26 protein-coding genes and 1 other RNA gene are annotated in these 17,782 nt (G+C 36.8%); 16 read left to right on the forward strand and 11 right to left on the reverse strand.

What is annotated here, in order from left to right:
- Nucleotides 1-25: 25 nt before the first annotated feature.
- The 4 genes from J655_RS14200 to lpxA are packed head-to-tail and all read left to right on the forward strand — an operon-like array spanning nucleotide 26 to nucleotide 2,878.
- Nucleotides 26-526 carry an OmpH family outer membrane protein gene (locus J655_RS14200; RefSeq protein ID WP_002115728.1) on the forward strand — a complete coding sequence of 167 codons (501 nt, stop codon included), beginning with the start codon at nucleotides 26-28 and terminating at the stop codon, nucleotides 524-526.
- Between the two features lie 4 nt (nucleotides 527-530).
- Nucleotides 531-1,601: a UDP-3-O-(3-hydroxymyristoyl)glucosamine N-acyltransferase gene (gene lpxD, locus J655_RS14205; RefSeq protein WP_032042374.1), complete on the forward strand. Its 1,071-nt coding sequence runs from the start codon at nucleotides 531-533 to the stop codon at nucleotides 1,599-1,601.
- 6 nt (nucleotides 1,602-1,607) lie between these two features.
- Complete coding sequence (gene fabZ, locus J655_RS14210) at nucleotides 1,608-2,093, forward strand: 3-hydroxyacyl-ACP dehydratase FabZ (protein ID WP_002115603.1); 486 nt, start codon at nucleotides 1,608-1,610, stop codon at nucleotides 2,091-2,093.
- Nucleotides 2,090-2,878 carry an acyl-ACP--UDP-N-acetylglucosamine O-acyltransferase gene (lpxA, locus tag J655_RS14215; RefSeq protein WP_017385998.1) on the forward strand — a complete coding sequence of 263 codons (789 nt, stop codon included), beginning with the start codon at nucleotides 2,090-2,092 and terminating at the stop codon, nucleotides 2,876-2,878. Before fabZ ends, lpxA begins: the two co-directional genes overlap by 4 nt.
- A 58-nt stretch (nucleotides 2,879-2,936) precedes the next feature.
- On the opposite strand, the gene J655_RS14220 is transcribed toward lpxA, so the two are convergent.
- Complete coding sequence (locus J655_RS14220; protein ID WP_005068911.1) at nucleotides 2,937-3,812, reverse strand: YbgF trimerization domain-containing protein; 876 nt, start codon at nucleotides 3,810-3,812, stop codon at nucleotides 2,937-2,939.
- Between the two features lie 314 nt (nucleotides 3,813-4,126).
- Between J655_RS14220 and ffs the strand changes: the two genes are divergently transcribed.
- An RNA gene (ffs, locus tag J655_RS24225) (signal recognition particle sRNA small type) lies at nucleotides 4,127-4,223 on the forward strand.
- A gap of 13 nt (nucleotides 4,224-4,236) precedes the next feature.
- Here ffs and J655_RS14225 read toward each other — a convergent pair.
- The 4 genes from J655_RS14225 to J655_RS14240 all read right to left on the reverse strand — a co-directional run bounded on the left by J655_RS14225 (nucleotide 4,237) and on the right by J655_RS14240 (nucleotide 7,070).
- Nucleotides 4,237-4,719 carry a regulatory protein RecX gene (locus J655_RS14225; RefSeq protein WP_005068912.1) on the reverse strand — a complete coding sequence of 161 codons (483 nt, stop codon included), beginning with the start codon at nucleotides 4,717-4,719 and terminating at the stop codon, nucleotides 4,237-4,239.
- Between the two features lie 60 nt (nucleotides 4,720-4,779).
- Complete coding sequence (gene recA, locus J655_RS14230; protein WP_002115680.1) at nucleotides 4,780-5,826, reverse strand: recombinase RecA; 1,047 nt, start codon at nucleotides 5,824-5,826, stop codon at nucleotides 4,780-4,782.
- Between the two features lie 145 nt (nucleotides 5,827-5,971).
- Entirely contained in the window at nucleotides 5,972-6,400 is a 429-nt protein-coding gene (locus J655_RS14235; protein ID WP_005068915.1) for an RNA-binding S4 domain-containing protein, read from the reverse strand.
- On the reverse strand, nucleotides 6,384-7,070 hold the full coding sequence (locus tag J655_RS14240; protein ID WP_032006903.1) for an HAD-IA family hydrolase: 687 nt from the start codon (nucleotides 7,068-7,070) through the stop codon (nucleotides 6,384-6,386). Before J655_RS14240 ends, J655_RS14235 begins: the two co-directional genes overlap by 17 nt.
- An 88-nt stretch (nucleotides 7,071-7,158) precedes the next feature.
- Here J655_RS14240 and J655_RS14245 point away from each other — a divergent pair, with 88 nt between their 5' ends.
- Entirely contained in the window at nucleotides 7,159-8,628 is a 1,470-nt protein-coding gene (locus tag J655_RS14245; RefSeq protein ID WP_322835849.1) for an integrase family protein, read from the forward strand.
- A gap of 148 nt (nucleotides 8,629-8,776) precedes the next feature.
- Here J655_RS14245 and J655_RS0104490 read toward each other — a convergent pair whose 3' ends face one another.
- The 6 genes from J655_RS0104490 to J655_RS14270 form a co-directional block, all read right to left on the reverse strand.
- The gene (locus J655_RS0104490) at nucleotides 8,777-9,067 is read right to left on the reverse strand and encodes a hypothetical protein (RefSeq protein ID WP_079281856.1); all 291 of its coding nucleotides are present in this window, start codon (nucleotides 9,065-9,067) and stop codon (nucleotides 8,777-8,779) included.
- Between the two features lie 156 nt (nucleotides 9,068-9,223).
- Nucleotides 9,224-9,595, reverse strand: a complete 372-nt coding sequence (locus J655_RS14250; RefSeq protein WP_031980691.1) for a hypothetical protein — start codon at nucleotides 9,593-9,595, stop codon at nucleotides 9,224-9,226.
- Nucleotides 9,592-9,921, reverse strand: coding sequence for a hypothetical protein (locus J655_RS14255; RefSeq protein WP_032052544.1), 330 nt, complete (start codon nucleotides 9,919-9,921; stop codon nucleotides 9,592-9,594). The genes J655_RS14250 and J655_RS14255 overlap by 4 nt, the downstream gene beginning before the upstream one ends.
- An 80-nt stretch (nucleotides 9,922-10,001) precedes the next feature.
- On the reverse strand, nucleotides 10,002-10,334 hold the full coding sequence (locus tag J655_RS14260) for a hypothetical protein (RefSeq protein WP_031980696.1): 333 nt from the start codon (nucleotides 10,332-10,334) through the stop codon (nucleotides 10,002-10,004).
- 194 nt (nucleotides 10,335-10,528) lie between these two features.
- The gene (locus J655_RS14265; protein ID WP_031980697.1) at nucleotides 10,529-10,813 is read right to left on the reverse strand and encodes a hypothetical protein; all 285 of its coding nucleotides are present in this window, start codon (nucleotides 10,811-10,813) and stop codon (nucleotides 10,529-10,531) included.
- Between the two features lie 3 nt (nucleotides 10,814-10,816).
- Nucleotides 10,817-11,581, reverse strand: a complete 765-nt coding sequence (locus J655_RS14270) for a S24 family peptidase (protein ID WP_025470636.1) — start codon at nucleotides 11,579-11,581, stop codon at nucleotides 10,817-10,819.
- Between the two features lie 136 nt (nucleotides 11,582-11,717).
- Here J655_RS14270 and J655_RS0104500 point away from each other — a divergent pair, with 136 nt between their 5' ends.
- The 10 genes from J655_RS0104500 to J655_RS14305 are packed head-to-tail and all read left to right on the forward strand — an operon-like array spanning nucleotide 11,718 to nucleotide 17,730.
- Nucleotides 11,718-11,921 carry a MarR family transcriptional regulator gene (locus J655_RS0104500; RefSeq protein WP_031980700.1) on the forward strand — a complete coding sequence of 68 codons (204 nt, stop codon included), beginning with the start codon at nucleotides 11,718-11,720 and terminating at the stop codon, nucleotides 11,919-11,921.
- A gap of 35 nt (nucleotides 11,922-11,956) precedes the next feature.
- Nucleotides 11,957-12,331 (forward strand): hypothetical protein, encoded by a 375-nt coding sequence (locus J655_RS0104505; RefSeq protein WP_031980701.1) that lies wholly within the window; start codon nucleotides 11,957-11,959, stop codon nucleotides 12,329-12,331.
- A 58-nt stretch (nucleotides 12,332-12,389) separates the two neighbouring features.
- Nucleotides 12,390-12,566: a hypothetical protein gene (locus tag J655_RS25315; protein ID WP_171073765.1), complete on the forward strand. Its 177-nt coding sequence runs from the start codon at nucleotides 12,390-12,392 to the stop codon at nucleotides 12,564-12,566.
- The gene (locus tag J655_RS14275) at nucleotides 12,563-12,745 is read left to right on the forward strand and encodes a hypothetical protein (protein ID WP_032052545.1); all 183 of its coding nucleotides are present in this window, start codon (nucleotides 12,563-12,565) and stop codon (nucleotides 12,743-12,745) included. Before J655_RS25315 ends, J655_RS14275 begins: the two co-directional genes overlap by 4 nt.
- Nucleotides 12,742-13,197, forward strand: a complete 456-nt coding sequence (locus J655_RS14280; protein ID WP_032052546.1) for a hypothetical protein — start codon at nucleotides 12,742-12,744, stop codon at nucleotides 13,195-13,197. Before J655_RS14275 ends, J655_RS14280 begins: the two co-directional genes overlap by 4 nt.
- Nucleotides 13,194-13,835, forward strand: a complete 642-nt coding sequence (locus J655_RS14285) for a hypothetical protein (RefSeq protein ID WP_032052547.1) — start codon at nucleotides 13,194-13,196, stop codon at nucleotides 13,833-13,835. The genes J655_RS14280 and J655_RS14285 overlap by 4 nt, the downstream gene beginning before the upstream one ends.
- Before the next feature lie 3 nt (nucleotides 13,836-13,838).
- Nucleotides 13,839-15,398 (forward strand): DNA cytosine methyltransferase, encoded by a 1,560-nt coding sequence (locus tag J655_RS14290; protein WP_032052548.1) that lies wholly within the window; start codon nucleotides 13,839-13,841, stop codon nucleotides 15,396-15,398.
- 3 nt (nucleotides 15,399-15,401) lie between these two features.
- Nucleotides 15,402-16,445, forward strand: a complete 1,044-nt coding sequence (locus tag J655_RS14295; RefSeq protein ID WP_031980710.1) for a hypothetical protein — start codon at nucleotides 15,402-15,404, stop codon at nucleotides 16,443-16,445.
- Nucleotides 16,442-17,206, forward strand: a complete 765-nt coding sequence (locus tag J655_RS14300; protein WP_031980711.1) for an ATP-binding protein — start codon at nucleotides 16,442-16,444, stop codon at nucleotides 17,204-17,206. The genes J655_RS14295 and J655_RS14300 overlap by 4 nt, the downstream gene beginning before the upstream one ends.
- The gene (locus J655_RS14305) at nucleotides 17,203-17,730 is read left to right on the forward strand and encodes a hypothetical protein (RefSeq protein WP_031980714.1); all 528 of its coding nucleotides are present in this window, start codon (nucleotides 17,203-17,205) and stop codon (nucleotides 17,728-17,730) included. Before J655_RS14300 ends, J655_RS14305 begins: the two co-directional genes overlap by 4 nt.
- Nucleotides 17,731-17,782 lie beyond the last annotated feature (52 nt).

Genomic DNA, 17,782 nt, shown 5'->3' on the forward strand with positions numbered 1-17,782 from the left:
CAATGAAATAAGGACACAAATTAAGATGAAAAAATTAAATATATTAATGTTAGGGTTAGGCCTTACAATTTCTGCTATGACTAATGCTGCTGGTTATGGTGTTATTGATCTTGCTAAAGTTGTTGAAAGTAGTACTTATTTAAAACAACAAAATGCAAGTTTAAATCAATCTGTTAAACCAACAACAACTCGTCTTGAGCAGTTGGGTAAAGAGTTAGAAGGCCTTCAGCGTCAAGCCCAAACTCAAGGGCAAAAAATGAAAGAAGATGATATTAAGAAGCTTCAAACTCAATATCAGTCAAAATTAAATGAATTTAATTCGACTCAACAAGGTTTGCAGTCTAAAGTTCAAACTAGTTTGCAAGGAATGAACTCAACTTTTGAGACTCGTGTGAAGCAAGCAGCTGAACAATTACGAAAAGAAAATAATCTTGACTTCATTTTGAATAAAAATTCGACCGTTGCCTATGACGCTAAATATGATTTAACTGATAAAATGATACAAAAGGTTAATTCAATGAAATAAATTAATGAAAGTGCAACATTATCGTTTAGATGAACTAGCTCACCTAGTTAATGGTGAGTTAGTCGGTGCGGGTAGTCTTCAATTTATAAATCTGGCAAGTTTAGAAAATGCTGAACCTTCTCATATTACTTTCGTAAATGGCGAAAAGTATATCGATCAAGCAAAGACTAGCCGTGCGGGTGCGTACATTGTTACAAGCTCTATTAAAGAACAGCTTACTGATAAACAAAATTTTATTATTGTTGATAATCCATATTTGGCTTTTGCCATCCTTACGCATGCTTTTGATAAAAAGATCACATCAATAGGTATTGAAAGTACTGCTCAAATTCATCCTTCTGCAATTATTTCTGAAAAAGCATATATTGGCCATTACGTTGTAATTGGTGAAAATTGTGTAGTAGGTGAGAACACGATTATTCAGTCTCATACTCGTCTGGATGATAATGTGGAAATTGGAAAGGATTGTTTTATCGATTCTCATGTCACCATTACTGGCGGTTCTAAATTACTTGATCGTGTTCGAGTTCATGCAAGTACTGTAATTGGTAGTGAAGGCTTTGGATTTGCACCATATCAAGATAAATGGCATCGTATCGCACAATTAGGTTCAGTTATCATAGGTAATGATGTCCGCATTGGATCAAATTGTAGTATTGATCGAGGGGCACTAGATAATACGATTTTGGAAGATGGGGTAATTATTGATAATCTTGTGCAAATCGCACATAACGTTCATATAGGTTCCAATACAGCTATTGCTGCTAAATGTGGAATTGCTGGAAGCACTAAAATTGGCAAAAACTGTATTCTTGCAGGAGCTTGCGGTGTGTCTGGTCACCTTTCAATCACTGATAATGTGACTTTAACTGGAATGTCAATGGTCACAAAAAATATTTCTGAAGCTGGTACCTATTCTTCAGGAATTGGATTATTTGAAAATAGTCATTGGAAAAAGACAATTGTACGCTTGCGACAATTAGCAGATGTGCCATTGACCCAAATCACTAAACGACTTGATCATATACAAGCTCAAATAGAGTCTCTTGAATCAACTTTTAATTTGCGTAAATAGAATATTATGACCGAGTCAACTACACCTAAATTTGCCATCCCTGAATTACCAATGCAGATTCAAACGATTCGTCAATATTTGCCGCATCGTTATCCTTTCTTATTGGTTGATCGTGTGACTGAAGTTACTGACAATAGTATTGTTGGTTATAAAAATGTTTCTATCAATGAAGAGTTCCTACAAGGACATTTCCCAGAATATCCGATTATGCCGGGTGTCCTAATTGTAGAGGCATTAGCTCAAGTTTCGGGCGTTCTAGGTTTTATTATGAACAATGAGACGCCAAAACCAGGTTCTTTATTCCTCTTTGCTGGTGCAGAAAAGGTTAGATTTAAAAAACAAGTAGTTGCAGGCGACCAACTTGTATTAAAATCTGAATTAGTAATGCAAAAACGCGGTATCTACAAATATAACTGTACGGCTACCGTTGACGGTATTGTAGCAACAACCGCTGAAATTATGATTTCACACCAAAAAACAGAGCAGGCATGAGCAATCACGATTTAATTCATTCTACGGCCATTATTGATCCATCTGCAGTGATTGCCCCGGATGTCCAGATAGGACCTTATTGTATTATTGGTCCAAATGTGACGATTGGCGCTGGTACTAAATTACATTCACATGTTGTAGTTGGTGGTTTTACCAAAATTGGTCAAAATAATGAGATTTTCCAGTTTGCAAGTGTTGGTGAAGTTTGCCAAGACTTGAAATATCAAGGTGAAGAAACTTGGTTAGAGATTGGAGATCATAATTTAATTCGTGAGCATTGCAGTTTACATAGAGGAACTGTACAAGATAATGCTTTAACTAAAATAGGTAGTCATAACTTATTGATGGTTAATACGCATATTGCACATGACTGTATTGTTGGTGATCATAATATTTTCGCAAATAATGTTGGTGTTGCTGGACACGTTCATATCGGTGACCATGTCATTATTGGTGGTAATTCGGGAATTCATCAATTCTGTAAAATCGATTCTTACAGTATGGTTGGTGGAGCATCTTTAATTTTAAAAGATGTGCCAGCTTATGTTATGGCATCTGGTAATCCAGCACATGCGTTTGGTATTAATATAGAAGGTATGCGCCGAAAGGGTTGGTCTAAGGATACAATTCAAGGCCTTAGAGAAGCTTATAAATTGATTTTCAAATCAGGCCTGACTTCTGTTCAAGCTGTTGAGCAGATTAAAAATGATATTCTTCCGAATGTTCCAGAAGCTCAATTATTAATTGACTCTGTTGAACAATCAGAACGTGGTATTGTGCGTTAAGCCGAGATATTCAAAAAAAGACACCGCAGATCGCGGTGTCTTTTTTTCTTAAAAACTTTTATTTATTAAAAAATTTGGCTTCTTCAGATTTTGGATACTGACTTAAGATTTTAGCTTTATATTGGTTTGCTGATACAGTGTTTTTATCAACATCTTTGGCAATACTGTAGAGTTGATAAAGCGCACGAGGAGCTTTACTAGAATTTGGGTATTGCGTAGCGACTACATTATAGTTCTTTTTAGCTTCATTATAATTTACCGGATCAGTTGCTAAATTAAACTCAGCTAACCAAAAATAGGCATTGCCTGTATAAACGCTATTAGGATGATTTTTGATAAAGTTCTGCATTGGAGCAATCGCTTTTTTCGCTCCACCTTGTTTGTAGGCATCTAAAGCGACAGTATAAGCTGCTTTTTCAAGTTCTACAGGGTTCGATTGATTTTGCGTAGCAGGCGATGAAGCTGGTTGTGTTACTTGCGTTTGTGAAGGGGAAGTAACTTGACTTGCAGCAGTTGTAGTAGTACTAGCTGCTTTATTGTCGGTAGGAGGAGCTTCTGAGCTTCCGGTAGCTGTAGCATCACTATTTGCTGTATTGTCTGGTGCTGCACTTTCTGGATCTACTTTTTGATTTAGTAATTCCAAACGCTGGTCTAAATCAGTATAGCGATTAGATAAATCTTTTTTCAGTTGTTCAATATCATTCGATTGTTCTTCTAACTGTCCGCGTAAGGTACGTATATCATTTTCTAATTGTTGGTTTTTTTGCATCAATTCCCAATTTAAATTACTAGGGACTGAAGCGTTATTCGATGAAGTGTTAGTTGAACTACCACCACTTTGACTTAAACCGCGCGATTCAATTGGAATATTGGCATAGAGAGAAGTAGTGCTCATTAAGGCAATAAATAATAAAGAATGCTTCATCAATCGCATGAGTATAGGTCCATAATTTTATGTAAAAGCTAACTTGAGAAGGGAATATGTAAACTATTCACATTAGCTATCTAAGGTTTTAATTGATCATTGCAATTAAAACAGCTAACAATATAAATGCAAGAATAGTTTACAATCTTCAAGCATATTTTATTCAAAATAAGTATCAAGAAAGAATATAAGATAAGAGATTCTAGGAATTTATATGTTTTTGACGATGAATTAATCAATTGAAACATAAACTTGCTTAAAATTGAGAAGAAGGCTTGCAACTCTTTTAAAAATCTCTATACTCTGTTTTGCAATGGTAGCCCCGCTGGTGGCTTCGCAATTGTACTCTGTGAACCCCGCCAGGACCGGAAGGTAGCAACGGTAGCAGATCTATGATGTGCCGAAGTTTTGCTAGTGGGGTTGCCACCATCTTCTAATCCGATCTCCGTTGGATTGCCTTCATAATTACATCTAAATCAAATCCTCTATATTGTAAAAACCTCATCTGTTTTGCTTTAAGTTTAGGATCTTTTTCTACTTCTTCACCAAACTTTTTCACTTTAAGTTGATAAGCCTGTTCCACCCAATCAATATTATGAATTTCATCTGCAATTAAATCATTTTCGATTTGTTTAGTTTTTAAAGCTTGTTTGATGCGTTTTGGCCCTTTGCCTTTACGAATTTGGCTAGCCAATGTTAGTTCTGCAACGCGTTGGTCACTTTGATAATTTTGCTCAGATAACTCTTCAACAAGTTGCTTAACCTCTTCAGGGTTTTGTGCATAACGATTCAATTTCTCGATAAGTTCTGCTTTCGAATAATCTCGACGAGTCAATAACGCAAAAGCATATGAGCGCAAACGTTGACCTGTTAGCAAAGCGCGTTGTTGGGGCTGTTCTTCTGTTCTTTTGAACATATTTAATATTTCCTTGTAAAAAACGCCCCGAAGGGGCGTTTTAAGACTTATTAGCGGTAATTAAGACTCTAATAGAAGATCTTCTTCTTCATCTTCCACCTGTACAGCACCATTAGTACCCGTAGTTAGCAGTTGTTCACGGATAATCTTTTCAATTTCTCCAGCCATTTGAGGATTTTCTTCAAAGTGGCGGATAACATTGTTTTTACCTTGGCCAATTTTATTGCCTTGATATGAATACCAAGCGCCTGCTTTTTGCACGATATCTTGTTGTACAGCTAAATCTACAAGTTCGCCAAGCTGGTTTGTACCTTTACCGTATAAGATTTGGAAAATAGCTTCTTTAAAAGGAGGAGCCATTTTGTTTTTAACAACTTTAACTCGAGTTTCAGAGCCGATGATTTCATCACCTTCTTTGACCTGACCAATACGGCGGATATCTAAACGTACAGAAGCATAGAACTTCAATGCGTTACCACCAGTCGTAGTCTCAGGGCTACCAAACATTACACCAATTTTCATACGGATCTGGTTAATGAAAATAACCATACAGTTCGAGCGTTTAGCGTTACCCGTAATTTTACGTAATGCCTGACTCATTAAGCGAGCTTGTAAGCCCATGTGAGAGTCACCCATTTCGCCTTCAATTTCTGCTTTAGGAGTAAGAGCAGCCACTGAGTCGACAACGATTAAATCAATTGCACCAGAGCGAACTAGCATGTCTGCAATCTCAAGTGCTTGTTCACCGTTATCAGGTTGCGATACAAGTAGATTATCAATGTCCACACCGAGTTTACGTGCATATTGTGGATCTAATGCGTGTTCTGCATCGATAAATGCACAAGTACCACCAGCTTTTTGACATTGTGCAATCGCTTGGAGAGTCATTGTGGTTTTACCAGAAGATTCTGGACCATAAATCTCAACGATACGACCTTTCGGTAAACCGCCAATCCCCAATGCAATATCTAACGTCAAAGAACCTGTAGATACAGCTTCAACTGCTTGAACAGTGTTGTCACCGAGACGCATCACCGTATTTTTGCCAAATTGTTTCTCAATTTGACTTAGCGCGGCTTGTAATGCTTTGCTTTTATTCTCATCCATCTCAAAAACCTCAATACTCTAAGTTCATCACGTTTAACCCAAGTGGATGCATTGAATCTCAACTTGTTTCACAGGGCTAATAGTGACAGATTTTTTCTATAGCTTCTATGTGTTGTCTGTGTGTGTGCGACACAACTCGACGTTTTTATTCATCACCATACGACCAGTGTTGATCATTGTCCTGTTTAAACCGATTAATCTGTCTACGATCCTTTTTACTCGGTCTATGATCAGGTCGAGCAAGATTATGCAATTTTCGTTGGGATGCAATCAACTCCCGTCTAGCAATACTTACTTCTGTTTCTTCATAAAGTTGCTGGGCAACTGGTGCTGGACCACGTGTGTTCGAAAGCGCTTTTACGACAACGGTTTTTTTATCAAAACCTTGTTGAATAATCAGTTCCATTCCAACACGAATTTCTTTGGAAACTTTTACACGCTCATTATTGTGATGTACTTTACCTCCTTCGATTGCTGCTTTAGCAATTGAACGAGTTTTAAAAAAACGAGCAGCCCATAACCATTTGTCGATACGCATGGTCTCTACAGCATCGTTTTCAAGCGATTTTGACATCATTATCCTTTCTATCAATTTGATTCAATATAGACAGCAATTCTGTAAGTCGATCTAGTGCTTTATATTCTAAATCTTCATGCTTTCTTACATCCTTTAGACTTGAGGGCTGCAAGATAGTAAACAAGTGCTTGATACCAAATTTTTCAGCTGTTTTTAGTACAGGAGCTGTATCATCAATAAAAATGGTTGCTTCTGGGTCGAAAGGGTGTAATTTTTGGAGCTCTTGCCAAAAATGAATATCTTCTTTTGCATAACCAATTTGTTCACTCGATACGATTACGTCAAAGAAGTGTTCAATTGCAACATTATCGAGCTTTAACCGTAAGCTTGCACGATCGGCATTTGTAACTAACCAACAACTATATCCTTGCTTTTTCAGTTCCTGCAGAAGCTCAATACAACCAAACCGAGCTTGAATTTTTGTCTGAAATTCTTGCTGTAATTTGAGTACATCAACGCCTACAGTTTTGGTCCAATAAGCTGATGAATACCAAACAAGCGTATGTCTATGTGATTGATAAAACTGATATAGTGTTTTTTGGCTCTGGTCGAGTGGAAGTTGATGTATCTCTGCATGTCGCTTAGGAAGACATTCATTCCAGATGAAATCATCAAAAGCGAGATCTAATAGCGTACCATCCATGTCAAACATTACAATCTTAGACATGCGTCAAAAATCTCCAAAGATATTCAAAGCACAATTTTTCAAATGATTTAGTCATATAACCTTTAAAAAATAATAATTTGTGAGTGTTTTGTGGCATTCAAAGAAATTTAAAGCTCAACAAAGTAATTCATGCAACAAACAAAAATTTGTACAAGGATTTGTACAAAATATTATAGCTGGCATGGAAGGTAAGTTGCTTAATATATTTTGTAAGTTGGTTTTTTATGATGTGAAAATGGCTTTAAGTGATACCTGGTTAAAATCAAATAATGGAAAGTTGAGAGAAGCTACCCAAGTAGTTAATGACAGAGACGGTTTATCAGTTCGCATTTCTCCAAAAGGGAAAATTGTTTTTCAAATGCGTTACAGATTTAACAACTCTTCAAAACGTATGGACATTGGCACTTACCCAATGATGTCCTTGAAAGAGGCGAGAGCAGAAGTTCTCGAAAATAAAAAGGAATTAGATAAAGGAAGAGATCCGTTACAACTAAAATTAAAAAAAGAGACAGCATACTTAGCGCAACCAACCGTTCGGCAAATATGTCTAGAATTCTTTGAAACCGCAGCCGCTCATAAAGCAGCCTGTAAAGATGATAAAAGAGCTTTTGAATTACATGTTTTTCCTAGATTAGGTAAACGTATTTGTGATGAAGTTACTTTACAGGAATGGTCACAGCTTCTATTTACAATCGTTAATTATGCAAAAACTGTTGCAATAAAGGTATTAGGTAATTTGAAGCTAATCATGAAGTGGGGTTGCATTCATGGAAAATTAAAAGAGCAGACTTTATTGCATATTAGAGCCATTGATTTAAATGTTCGTAAAAATCCTAGGACGAGATATTTAACTGAACAAGAAATTTTCTGGGTAATCCATGCGACATTTCTATCAACAGGAATATCACCTAAAAACAAATTAATGATACTGATGTTATTAATTTTTGGATGTCGAGTAGGTGAGTTGAGAACAGCTAAAAAGAGTGACTTTGACTTTCATAATCATACTTGGACAATTCCTCCTGAGCAGCATAAAACTGGTGCAAGATCTAGAAAAGCTATTGTTAGACCTATGATTCCTCAAGTAGAAGTTTTAATTAAACAAGCTTTTGAACTTTCTCCACCAGATTGTGAGTGGGCTTTCCCAATTATTAGAGCAAAAAAATATAAACCTACTCAAAAAGGATTTCAAACAACTATTCCTATTTATATTAATGAAAACGTCAAACGATATTTTGATGTTGATATCAACCATTGGACCACACATGATTTGAGACGAACTATGCGGACACACATTGCTGAATTTGCTCCTCCGCACATTTGTGAAATCATGCTGGGGCATGCTTTGCCACAAGTATGGGGAACTTATGATTTAAATCAATATTTAGAACCTCAGGCACAAGCTTATGCAAAATGGTTTGATAAGCTTTGTGCCATTATAAATAACTATGAAAGATTTGATATTAAAGGCTCAATTTCAAGTGATTCTAAATACCCATTTCTACTTTCCCAAGATGCTACGGCTTTAACACCATATAAGTTAGTAGCTCTTCCATGACCTCTAATAATTGGTTCAGGAAAGGGGTCGGAGCCTCTTTCCCGCATATTTTTTAAAGTACCTTTAGAAATTTTGTACCTCTGTAAAATCTCTGGGGTTGAGATATAAATTGCCATTAAATTTAGACCTCCTTTTTTTTAGCTTTCATTTAGGCAACCAATTGGTATCTAAGTTGATTCATTCTGGATAAACCACGCATACGTAATTGATCAATAAAGTGTTTATCTCTATTCATCCAGGTTCTACAAAATGAAGTAAATCTTTTTTGACACACTTCATTCATTTCAAAACCTTTTTTTGTTTCTATTAGAGAAATCTTTGCCACTTCTTTGCCACGCTTCATAACGATGTATCCTTTTTTATAAGAAGGATAGAAACCACTTTCTGACATCCAAACTGTGAATGGATATGACATAGAGTCAGGGATGTACTTCATCATGTTAGAATCTCCAAATAGAATCTTTAAATTTCGCTTTGAAGAGCAAAGCTTCAGTTTCATGAAGTGATACATTTGAGAAAACTTGTATTCGTTTACCGATCACATTAAAGGTTCTAGTTTTGCTGTTATAAATTTGAATCATTAAAGTGACTCCAACTACCGTGTACCTAGAAAGCCACGACGCATTTTGTAAGCTTTGCGGTCCGGAGAGGGAATATGCGTTTTACCGAGAATTTGACCTAATTCGCGCTTTCTTTGTCGCGAAATTTCTTCTTCCAAGTTGCGGAGAATCCATTCTCTTGAATTAAGGGTATGTTGAGAAACGGGAGTTAATACACCAGTTGCATCCACTGTATAAACACGGGTTAACGTATGCGGTGCAGCATAGACGGTGTAGCCTAAACGTACTTTATATAAATTTTGTTCTTCATCTTTACCTATATATTCACGGAATGTTGATTTATGGCCTGATTGATTATTGGAAAAATTTTGGGTTCTTTTAGCGCCACGTAAAAAATTAGTTCTCATTGTGCACCACCTAATTTAACTACACTTACTTGGACTTCAACTGGTTCGCCTGAGTTAAATTGTTCTTGCCAATGTTGTGCCTTCTGCTCACGCACTTGGGCTTCTGCATCACATGCATAAAGAAAGGCAATTGCTAATGCACTAAAAATAAGAAAACATAAAAAATACGGCCATTTACTATCTTTTTTAAACTTTAGATCCTGTGCTGACGGATGCTGATAAAGCTTAGAAGTAGCTGGTTTATTTGTTTTATTCCCACTAAGTTCAGGTACAAAACAAATAGGGGTAGATGGGGCAGATTGACTGCCTATATATTTCTGATTCATAATAATTCGCCTTAATACGCACAGTATTGGTAGGAAAAAGCCCCGATAGCCGTCCAAAGTTTTCTGGGCTTTTTTCATTTCTAAGCTTTTACTTCAAAAAGCTGCTCAGTATGTTTAGCAAATAGCGATACATCTCCGCCCGTATTTAGATACATGGGCGTTTTATCTCTATGCTCTTCCACACATTTGCCTTTAGGAAGCGGGGCATTCGAAACTAATTTATGTTCAACGGTTATGTTGTTGTGACCAGCACCTTTAGTGAACTTAAGTTGAATTGTAATTACGCCAGCTTTTTGAGTTTCCATTGCAGCAGTAGCAACTTTACTGACTGCATGACTTAGTTGTTCAGCAAATTCCCCGCCATCTATGTCATTAATGAATTCTTCGCAATCTGTAGGGCGTAAATCAATCATCTATTTATTCACCGTTAGATGTGTTGGTGAAATTATTATGCATAAGTGCATAACGTAATGCAATACTGCATTATGCAAATGTGCATTATTTTTTGAGTGTTTATCAATTGGCATAAAAAAACCGCTACAAGAGCGGTAAATTAAAATGAAAGCTAGAGTATTAATTTAAAAAGTTAATTTACTAAATTAATAGACTAAATCTTTAAATTTTCAACTGTAAGCTTAAGCATTTTTGCTAATTCCATGTCAAAACCGTGTAAGGCATTCTTAATGACGTTCCCTGCCATATCATGGTTTTCAAAATGATCCATTGTAAATGCTTGAGTTACAAGAGGATGATGCTCATTAGAGAGTTCTTTTATATTCATTAGAATCGTTGCAGCCATATTAGGTGATGACCTTACAACCTCTTCAACAAATGTTGTGAGTAATGCTTGTCTACCAATCAAATCAGCGGTGTTCTGTACATTATTCTTCATAACTTATCGTCTCACCTTACGACCTTCCGATTTCCACCAGTATTGACCAATGATTTGTACATTTTCAGCTTCAATACGAGCTGGTGAGTAATATTCATCAGGATATTTAACTTTATCTGTATTACGAGATACAGCTTTAAAGCCACCTCTACCTTGTTCATTCCATTCAAATAACATCTTGATTTTTAATTCATCGCCTCTTAAAAAGGCATAAATTTCACCATCAAAAATTCTTTTTGCTGAAGTATCAATAGATATTCGTTGCCCTGGATAAAGGTCTGGCACCATGCTTTCACCATCAACAACGATGACTTTTGCACAATCTGGTTTCACGTCATATCTTCTAATTTCATTTACGGGAAATAAAAATTTATGTGGGCTTTGCTGCTCTATATTCAAGTATCCACCTCCGGCACTAACTTTAATTTCACTATAGAAATCAATAGCTACATAACCATCAGGGATGGGGTCACCTTCTTCATATAAATGAATTTCGGTATCGTAAATTTTATTGTTATCAGGACCTGGATTATGTTGATTTTGATTTCTTTCTAATAAAGATAAGTCTTTATCAAATAATTCATTAACAGTAACGCCTGCCCATTTAGCAATAGGTTCTAATGTAGAGCGTCTAGGATCTTTAGTAATTCCGTTCAAAATGCGGAAAACAGTCGATTGCTTAATCTCTGGATTCTTTTGCTCAAGATCATTTGGATTTGTTTCATGTTTATTAAGCAAGTATTCAAGATTCGATTTCAGGTAATTCATAGATTTCACCAGTAATTCCGCGAATCCATTTTATGCGAAAACGCATAATTTGGGGGAAATAACTCACTTATGCATTGACGATAATGCAAATATGCATAATAATTTGCATAAATCGGTCTAGACGTAAGAGCTAATTATGACACTTAAAGAAAAAATCCTTTTTTTAACAAGCACTCGTGGGTTTACCCAACAACAAGTAAGTGAGGAAACCGGGATTGAACAAAGTTCAGTTTCTCGGATTTTAAATAACACCCAAAAAAATATTGGATATGAAAAAGGTGTGGCATTAGATGCTTTCGTAAATCGTGAAAGGAAAAATGTCCAATCCAAAACTTCTTAAAGGTTTTCTCACTATATCTATGTAATGAGGTATGTATGGCTGAAAAACTTTTAGCAAATGCTTCAGCAAAATTATCTTTAGAAGAAAAAGCAAAGATGGAATGGATTGCCAAGTTAGAGGGCAAGAATTCTCTATCAAATCTCATCCGCTCTATGTGTAAGAAAAAGATTTCAGAAGTAGAAGGTGAGATGGCTAATAAAAGCTCTCTAGACGTAATTAAAAACATTTGCACAAGAAAAATCTCAGAAGCAGAAACTGAATACGAGTTTCTCAGAAATGTTTTTATTGGGTCAAAACAAACCGGGTATACCGAAGATACCTTTGAATTAGTGCCTTTACGGGCCGAAAAATCACGGCATTCAAATGCATGTGACAAATCAGTCCAGCTGGATCTTCTTAGCTGGAAATAAAAAAACCATTTCCTGCGCCAACAGGAAATGGTCATGGCAGTTCAAAACCTTGGAAGAAATGAACGTGAGTAATTTAGCAAATCATCCTTGCTCAGGCAAATGCACTGATTTTAATGAAGAACAGTGCTCGACTTGTCTAATCAAACAAGATGCCCCGCATCAAAACGTAGAACTTCAAACCGATGAAGACAAACTTCTCAATCGTGCTTTATCAGCACAAAGGGAGATTTCATGACTTTTAAAAAGGTTTGGCCGTTTGGAACTAACCATACAGATTCTGAAGGTACACCCTGGAAACGGGACGATCAGAACAATTGGTGGTTTTGGCAAGAAAACTTTGGCTGGTCACGTTACGTGGGGCTGGTGAATAAAGCTTTCTTAAATTCTCGTTTTGAAGTGGGTACTGATCAGTGATTTTTGAATTAATAAACCTTAGTGATAAATGTACATTTGAAGCATCAAATTTAAAAATTGCTGCGATAGTTACGTGTGTACTTGGAAATGGACAATATTCAGCGAAGGGAATACAGCATGATTTAGATGTGCCGTTCTTTCTTTTCGGAGGGCATGAAGAGTGGTTTGTCTCTAAATTTGGAACAAATTTTGAAGAAACACTTATCCAAGTTCGAGATGCAGAAAAACAAGATTTAGTAGATAGCTTTAATAGCGTTTTATTAGGTTCATACCTTGACCGGACAGCTTTTTTCAAAGCTTATAACTTAATTAAAGATCCAGCTGAACAAAACAAATGGCGTCGACAATGGTTAGATGAACGCCGCTCATCTTTTAACAACATCTGTGAACGTGCTTGGAATTATGCTGAACAGGTGAGCTTGTACAAACCATCTCAGGAAGGTGAAGCATGAGAGATCGTTTTTATATCGCATGCTTTAGAGACAATGTCGGTCCTAATGTTAGTTTTCATCGTCACCAATTTGCAGGTTATCACACTGATATTGATCAAGCATATGTTTGTACATTTGAGGAGGCACAACGTCATTTCAATCAAGCTAGAGAGTTTGAACGTCCTATTTCTGCTGATCATGTTGATGCATTAGCTGTATGGAAGGTTGATCACCAAACTATACCTAATAGCACTCAAATTCTTGATGATATTTTAGATTATGCTGTTTTCGTTCAAGGAAAGTACTCTGGAAATGATGTCTATTGGTTAAATAAAAACACCTATGACATAGCTACTGATTTTGAAAAAGCATCTTATTTTTCCAAAGACGAAGTAAATCAACTAGGTGGAAAGTATGTTGCTATTCCTTTTTCTTTAGCTGAGAAAGCAAAACGTAGAACTTTTGATTTTGAGCAATATAACCCACGAATCATGACTCAGGGCGCGGGCTTAAAAATGCCTGAGCACCTTAAAAGAGCCAAGAGAAAAGTCAAAAATCCTCAAACACGATTTAACTGTCCAAGTTGTGGAAAAATCGTTTGGCAACACAACCCCTATGACTTTGATCACTGTGATCATTGTGGGCAAGTGGGGGACTAATGCATGAACAATAAGGTATTTTTTGAAACTTCACGGTTATTTAAAACCCAATATGGTTTGAATTTTTCCGAGAAAATTATTGTTGATTTTTTTGCTGGTGGAGGCGGAGCCAGTACAGGTCTAGAAATGGGGCTTAACCGTCCGGTCTATGTAGCTGTAAACCATAATCCTAAAGCTGTTGCAATGCATGAAGTAAATCATCCTCATACGATCCATTATGTTCAGGATGTTTTCGCAGTTGACCCCGTTGAGATTTGTGACGGTTATCAAGTTGGTTGGTTTCACGCGAGCCCGGATTGTACCCACCATTCACAAGCAGCTGGTGGTCAACCGCGGAAAAAAGAAATTAGAGATCTTGCATGGGTTATCCCAAGATTTGCAGGGAAAGTAAAACCGGATGTTATTAGCATGGAAAATGTTCGCCAGATGCTTAATTGGGGACCATTAATTGCAAAACGTGACAAAGCAACAGGCCGTGTTGTAACCCTTGAAAAAATTGAAGTAAATGGAAAGCTGGTAAATCGTATTGCAGAGCCTGGTGAAGTTGTACCAAGAAATTTACAGTTCTTGATCCCAGATCCAAAACGTATTGGTCAAACTTGGAAACGATTTATTAAGACATTAAAGGGTCTTGGGTACATTGTTGAATGGCGTGCAAATATTGTTGCTGCTGATTTTGGAGCGGGAACAATTCGTTCACGATTATTTTTAATCGCCCGTTGTGATGGCAATCCAATTGTTTGGCCTGAACAGTATTTTGCAAAACAACCTAAGGCTAAACAGAGTAAGTGGATTCCTACGGCATATTCTATTGATTGGTCTGATTTAGGTAATTCCATTTTTAATCGTCCGAAAGGACCACTTGTTCCAGCTACACTTAAACGTTTAGCGAAAGGTTTGAAGCGATTTGTGATTGATGCTGAAAATCCATATTTCGTCAATTCTTCAACTCCATTTATTTGCCGTGATTTTAATACAAGCATAGGTCATAACATTACTGAGCCTCTTGCAACCACAACTGCAAGCTATGGTGGGCATAGTCAACTTGTGTGTCCAATTTTAGCCCCGTTTCTAACTGAATTTGCCAATTCATCTCAACAGCGTAATTGGTCTATAGATCAACCACTATCAACGATTTGTGCACAAGTTAAAGGCGGCCATCATGGTTTAGTAACTGCAAAACTAAGTAAAGACGATTTCGAGGGTGCTTTACGAGTGGCGACCTTCTTGATTAATTATTACGGCAATGGTGATGCAAGAGACATCACTGCACCTATGGATACCTTAACGACCAAAGATCGACTTGCATTAGTCACTGTATGGATCAAAGGAGAGCCTTGGGTAATTGTTGATATACGTTTGCGAATGCTTAAGCCAAGAGAGCTTTATAAAGCGCAAGGTTTTCCAGATTCTTACATCATCGATCCGATTTATTGCGGCAAACCGTTGTCAAAAAAAGACCAAGTACATATGTGTGGCAATAGTGTTTCACCTTTGCCTATGGCTGCAATTGCTCGAGCGAATAATCCCTTTTCAAATACAAACAAAAATGAGGCAGCTTAAGAAATGGCAAGATCTAGAAATATTAAGCCCTCATTCTTTATGAATGAAGACATTATTGAATTACCTTTTGAAGCTCGTTTGTTATTTATCGGGCTATGGATACTAGCAGACCGTGAAGGTCGTTTAGAAAATCGACCTAAGAAAATCAAAATGTCTTTATTTCCTGCAGACGATATAAACGTTGCAGAACAGTTAGAGAACATTTCGAAGTTCGGTTTTATCGAGTTATACAACGCGGATGGTATTGATGTTATCCAAATCGTTAACTTTGTTAAGCATCAAAACCCACACGGCCTAGAGAAAGATAGTGAACTACCAAACCGTAATGGTATCTATACTGTGTACTATCGTAATCCCAAAAACAAAACGATTGTAGGAAAGCCAATTCAGTTAAATAAGAATGATTTGAAGCATTTTTACGATAAAACAGGTCCATTTGCCCCTCAAAATACTGGTTCTGCTGTTGAAAACAGTTATCAAGATAACGAATCGAATCAATCAAACACTAATGGGAACGCACAAGAACAGTTAGATAACGGTTCTAACACTGTTTCTATCTCAGACCAAAACGCCCTGAATCCTGAATCCTTTAATCTGAATCCTGATTCACTGAATCCTGAATCCTTTAATCAGAATCCAGAAGGTAATAACAACTCCGCCGTTTGCGTAGTTGATTCATCGACTCAAGCAAAATTTAGTTTCAAGAGTGCTTTGAAAAAAAATGGTGTACCTGAGAAAGACGCTGCTGAGTTCTTGCAAGTTCGTAAAGCGAAGAAAGCTCAGAATACCGAAAACGCTTTTGACGCACTTTTGAATGAAGCCCTAAAAGCAGGAATCACCCTTCAGGAAGCCGTTGAATATTGTTTGAAAAGACAAAATCCATGGGGAGCATTCAAAGCTTCTTGGTACCAAAACGAAAATCCCGAAATGACTACTGGTCATGAGCAAAACCATCAATCATTACCACGCAACGTAAATGAACAATGGGGAGCACCAAAACAATATGAACCAGTAACTCACACAGAAGTGAAGGGTGGATTGATATGAACGCAATGCCTCAGAAATTGGATTATAAAATTACCCAAACAAATCAGATTTGTACGATACACAATCAACACATGATCAATGTTCACGGTCGAATCGTTTGCCAGTCATGTGTTGAGGAAACCATGCAGCAGTCAAATGAAAAATATGAAAGTGAAAAGAACAAACGTATTTTGACTTTAAAAATGGCTCGAGCTGGTATTCCTAAAAGACATGTAAATAGCGGCTTTAGTAACTATGCGGTCAGTCACAAAGGACAAGACAAAGCTCGTAAAACTTGTGAAAAATTCACTATGGATTTCAATGCACGAGTTTTTAGAAATTTACTTCTTGTTGGTCGCACTGGTACGGGTAAAACCCATCTTGGTTCATCAATTCTGAAAAATATCATCATTAAAAACTGGGAAGCTATTTACATCACGTCTGCAGACCTAGCTGAAGATATCGCTGGTGCTTATCGCCGTAGCGGTGATAGTGAAGATGAAGCGCTAAAACGCTATGTGAAAAAAGATTTATTAATTATTGACGAATACGGTTTACATGACCGTGCTGAAAAACGTCCTCAACTGCTTGAGAGTGTTCATAAGGTTCTACTCACTCGTTATGACGAGTTGAAGCCAACAGTAGTGATTTCAAACCTAAGTCTTTCTGAGGTCCGCGAAGATCTTGGGGATCGACTATGGTCAAGATTTCAGCATGATGGCTTAGATATTGTGGAATGTGATTGGGATGATGCTCGTATAGGTGGAGGTAAAGCACAGTGAACGCATTTGTTGATATGAAAAAATCGGAATACGCATTAGTTGCTTACTCAAACGTTGCAGCTAAATCAAAAGAGCGTAAAGCTTTAGAAAAAGCAGTTAAAAAATGGTTAAAAAAACCAGGTAATAAAATTAAAAAAATTACCTCTGATGAAGTTGAAATTATTGCAGTTACTCATGGTACAGCATCAACGTATAAACGAATGGGTTGCCGTTGTGAAATTTGTGTTACTTGGGCCATTTCATCAGGTTTTGTAAAAACGAAGCCGAAGTCTGAAATAAAACGTGGTCCAGATGAGCGTCAATTGCGTATACAGGCACAAAAACAAGGTTTAGATAGGTTTGCTCAGGTATTTAAAGAAGACTGGCAGTTACTAGCATTTGAGATCGGGTACGCGATTACAGCTTTTCAACTTGAACGGGTTTATCAAGGTAAGTCTGAAATTAATCAATATTTCACATGGAAGTATGTGAAGAAAGTTGCTGACCAATTAGTTACTGAAAAGTTAAAAGCTGATAGGGGGTAAATTTATTAATTAAGTTTAAAATAAGCTCTTCTTTTGAAGAGCTTTATAGAAG

It is taken from the genome of Acinetobacter sp. 1294243 (genome assembly GCF_000588015.1).
Classification (GTDB): Bacteria; Pseudomonadota; Gammaproteobacteria; order Pseudomonadales; family Moraxellaceae; genus Acinetobacter; species Acinetobacter pittii.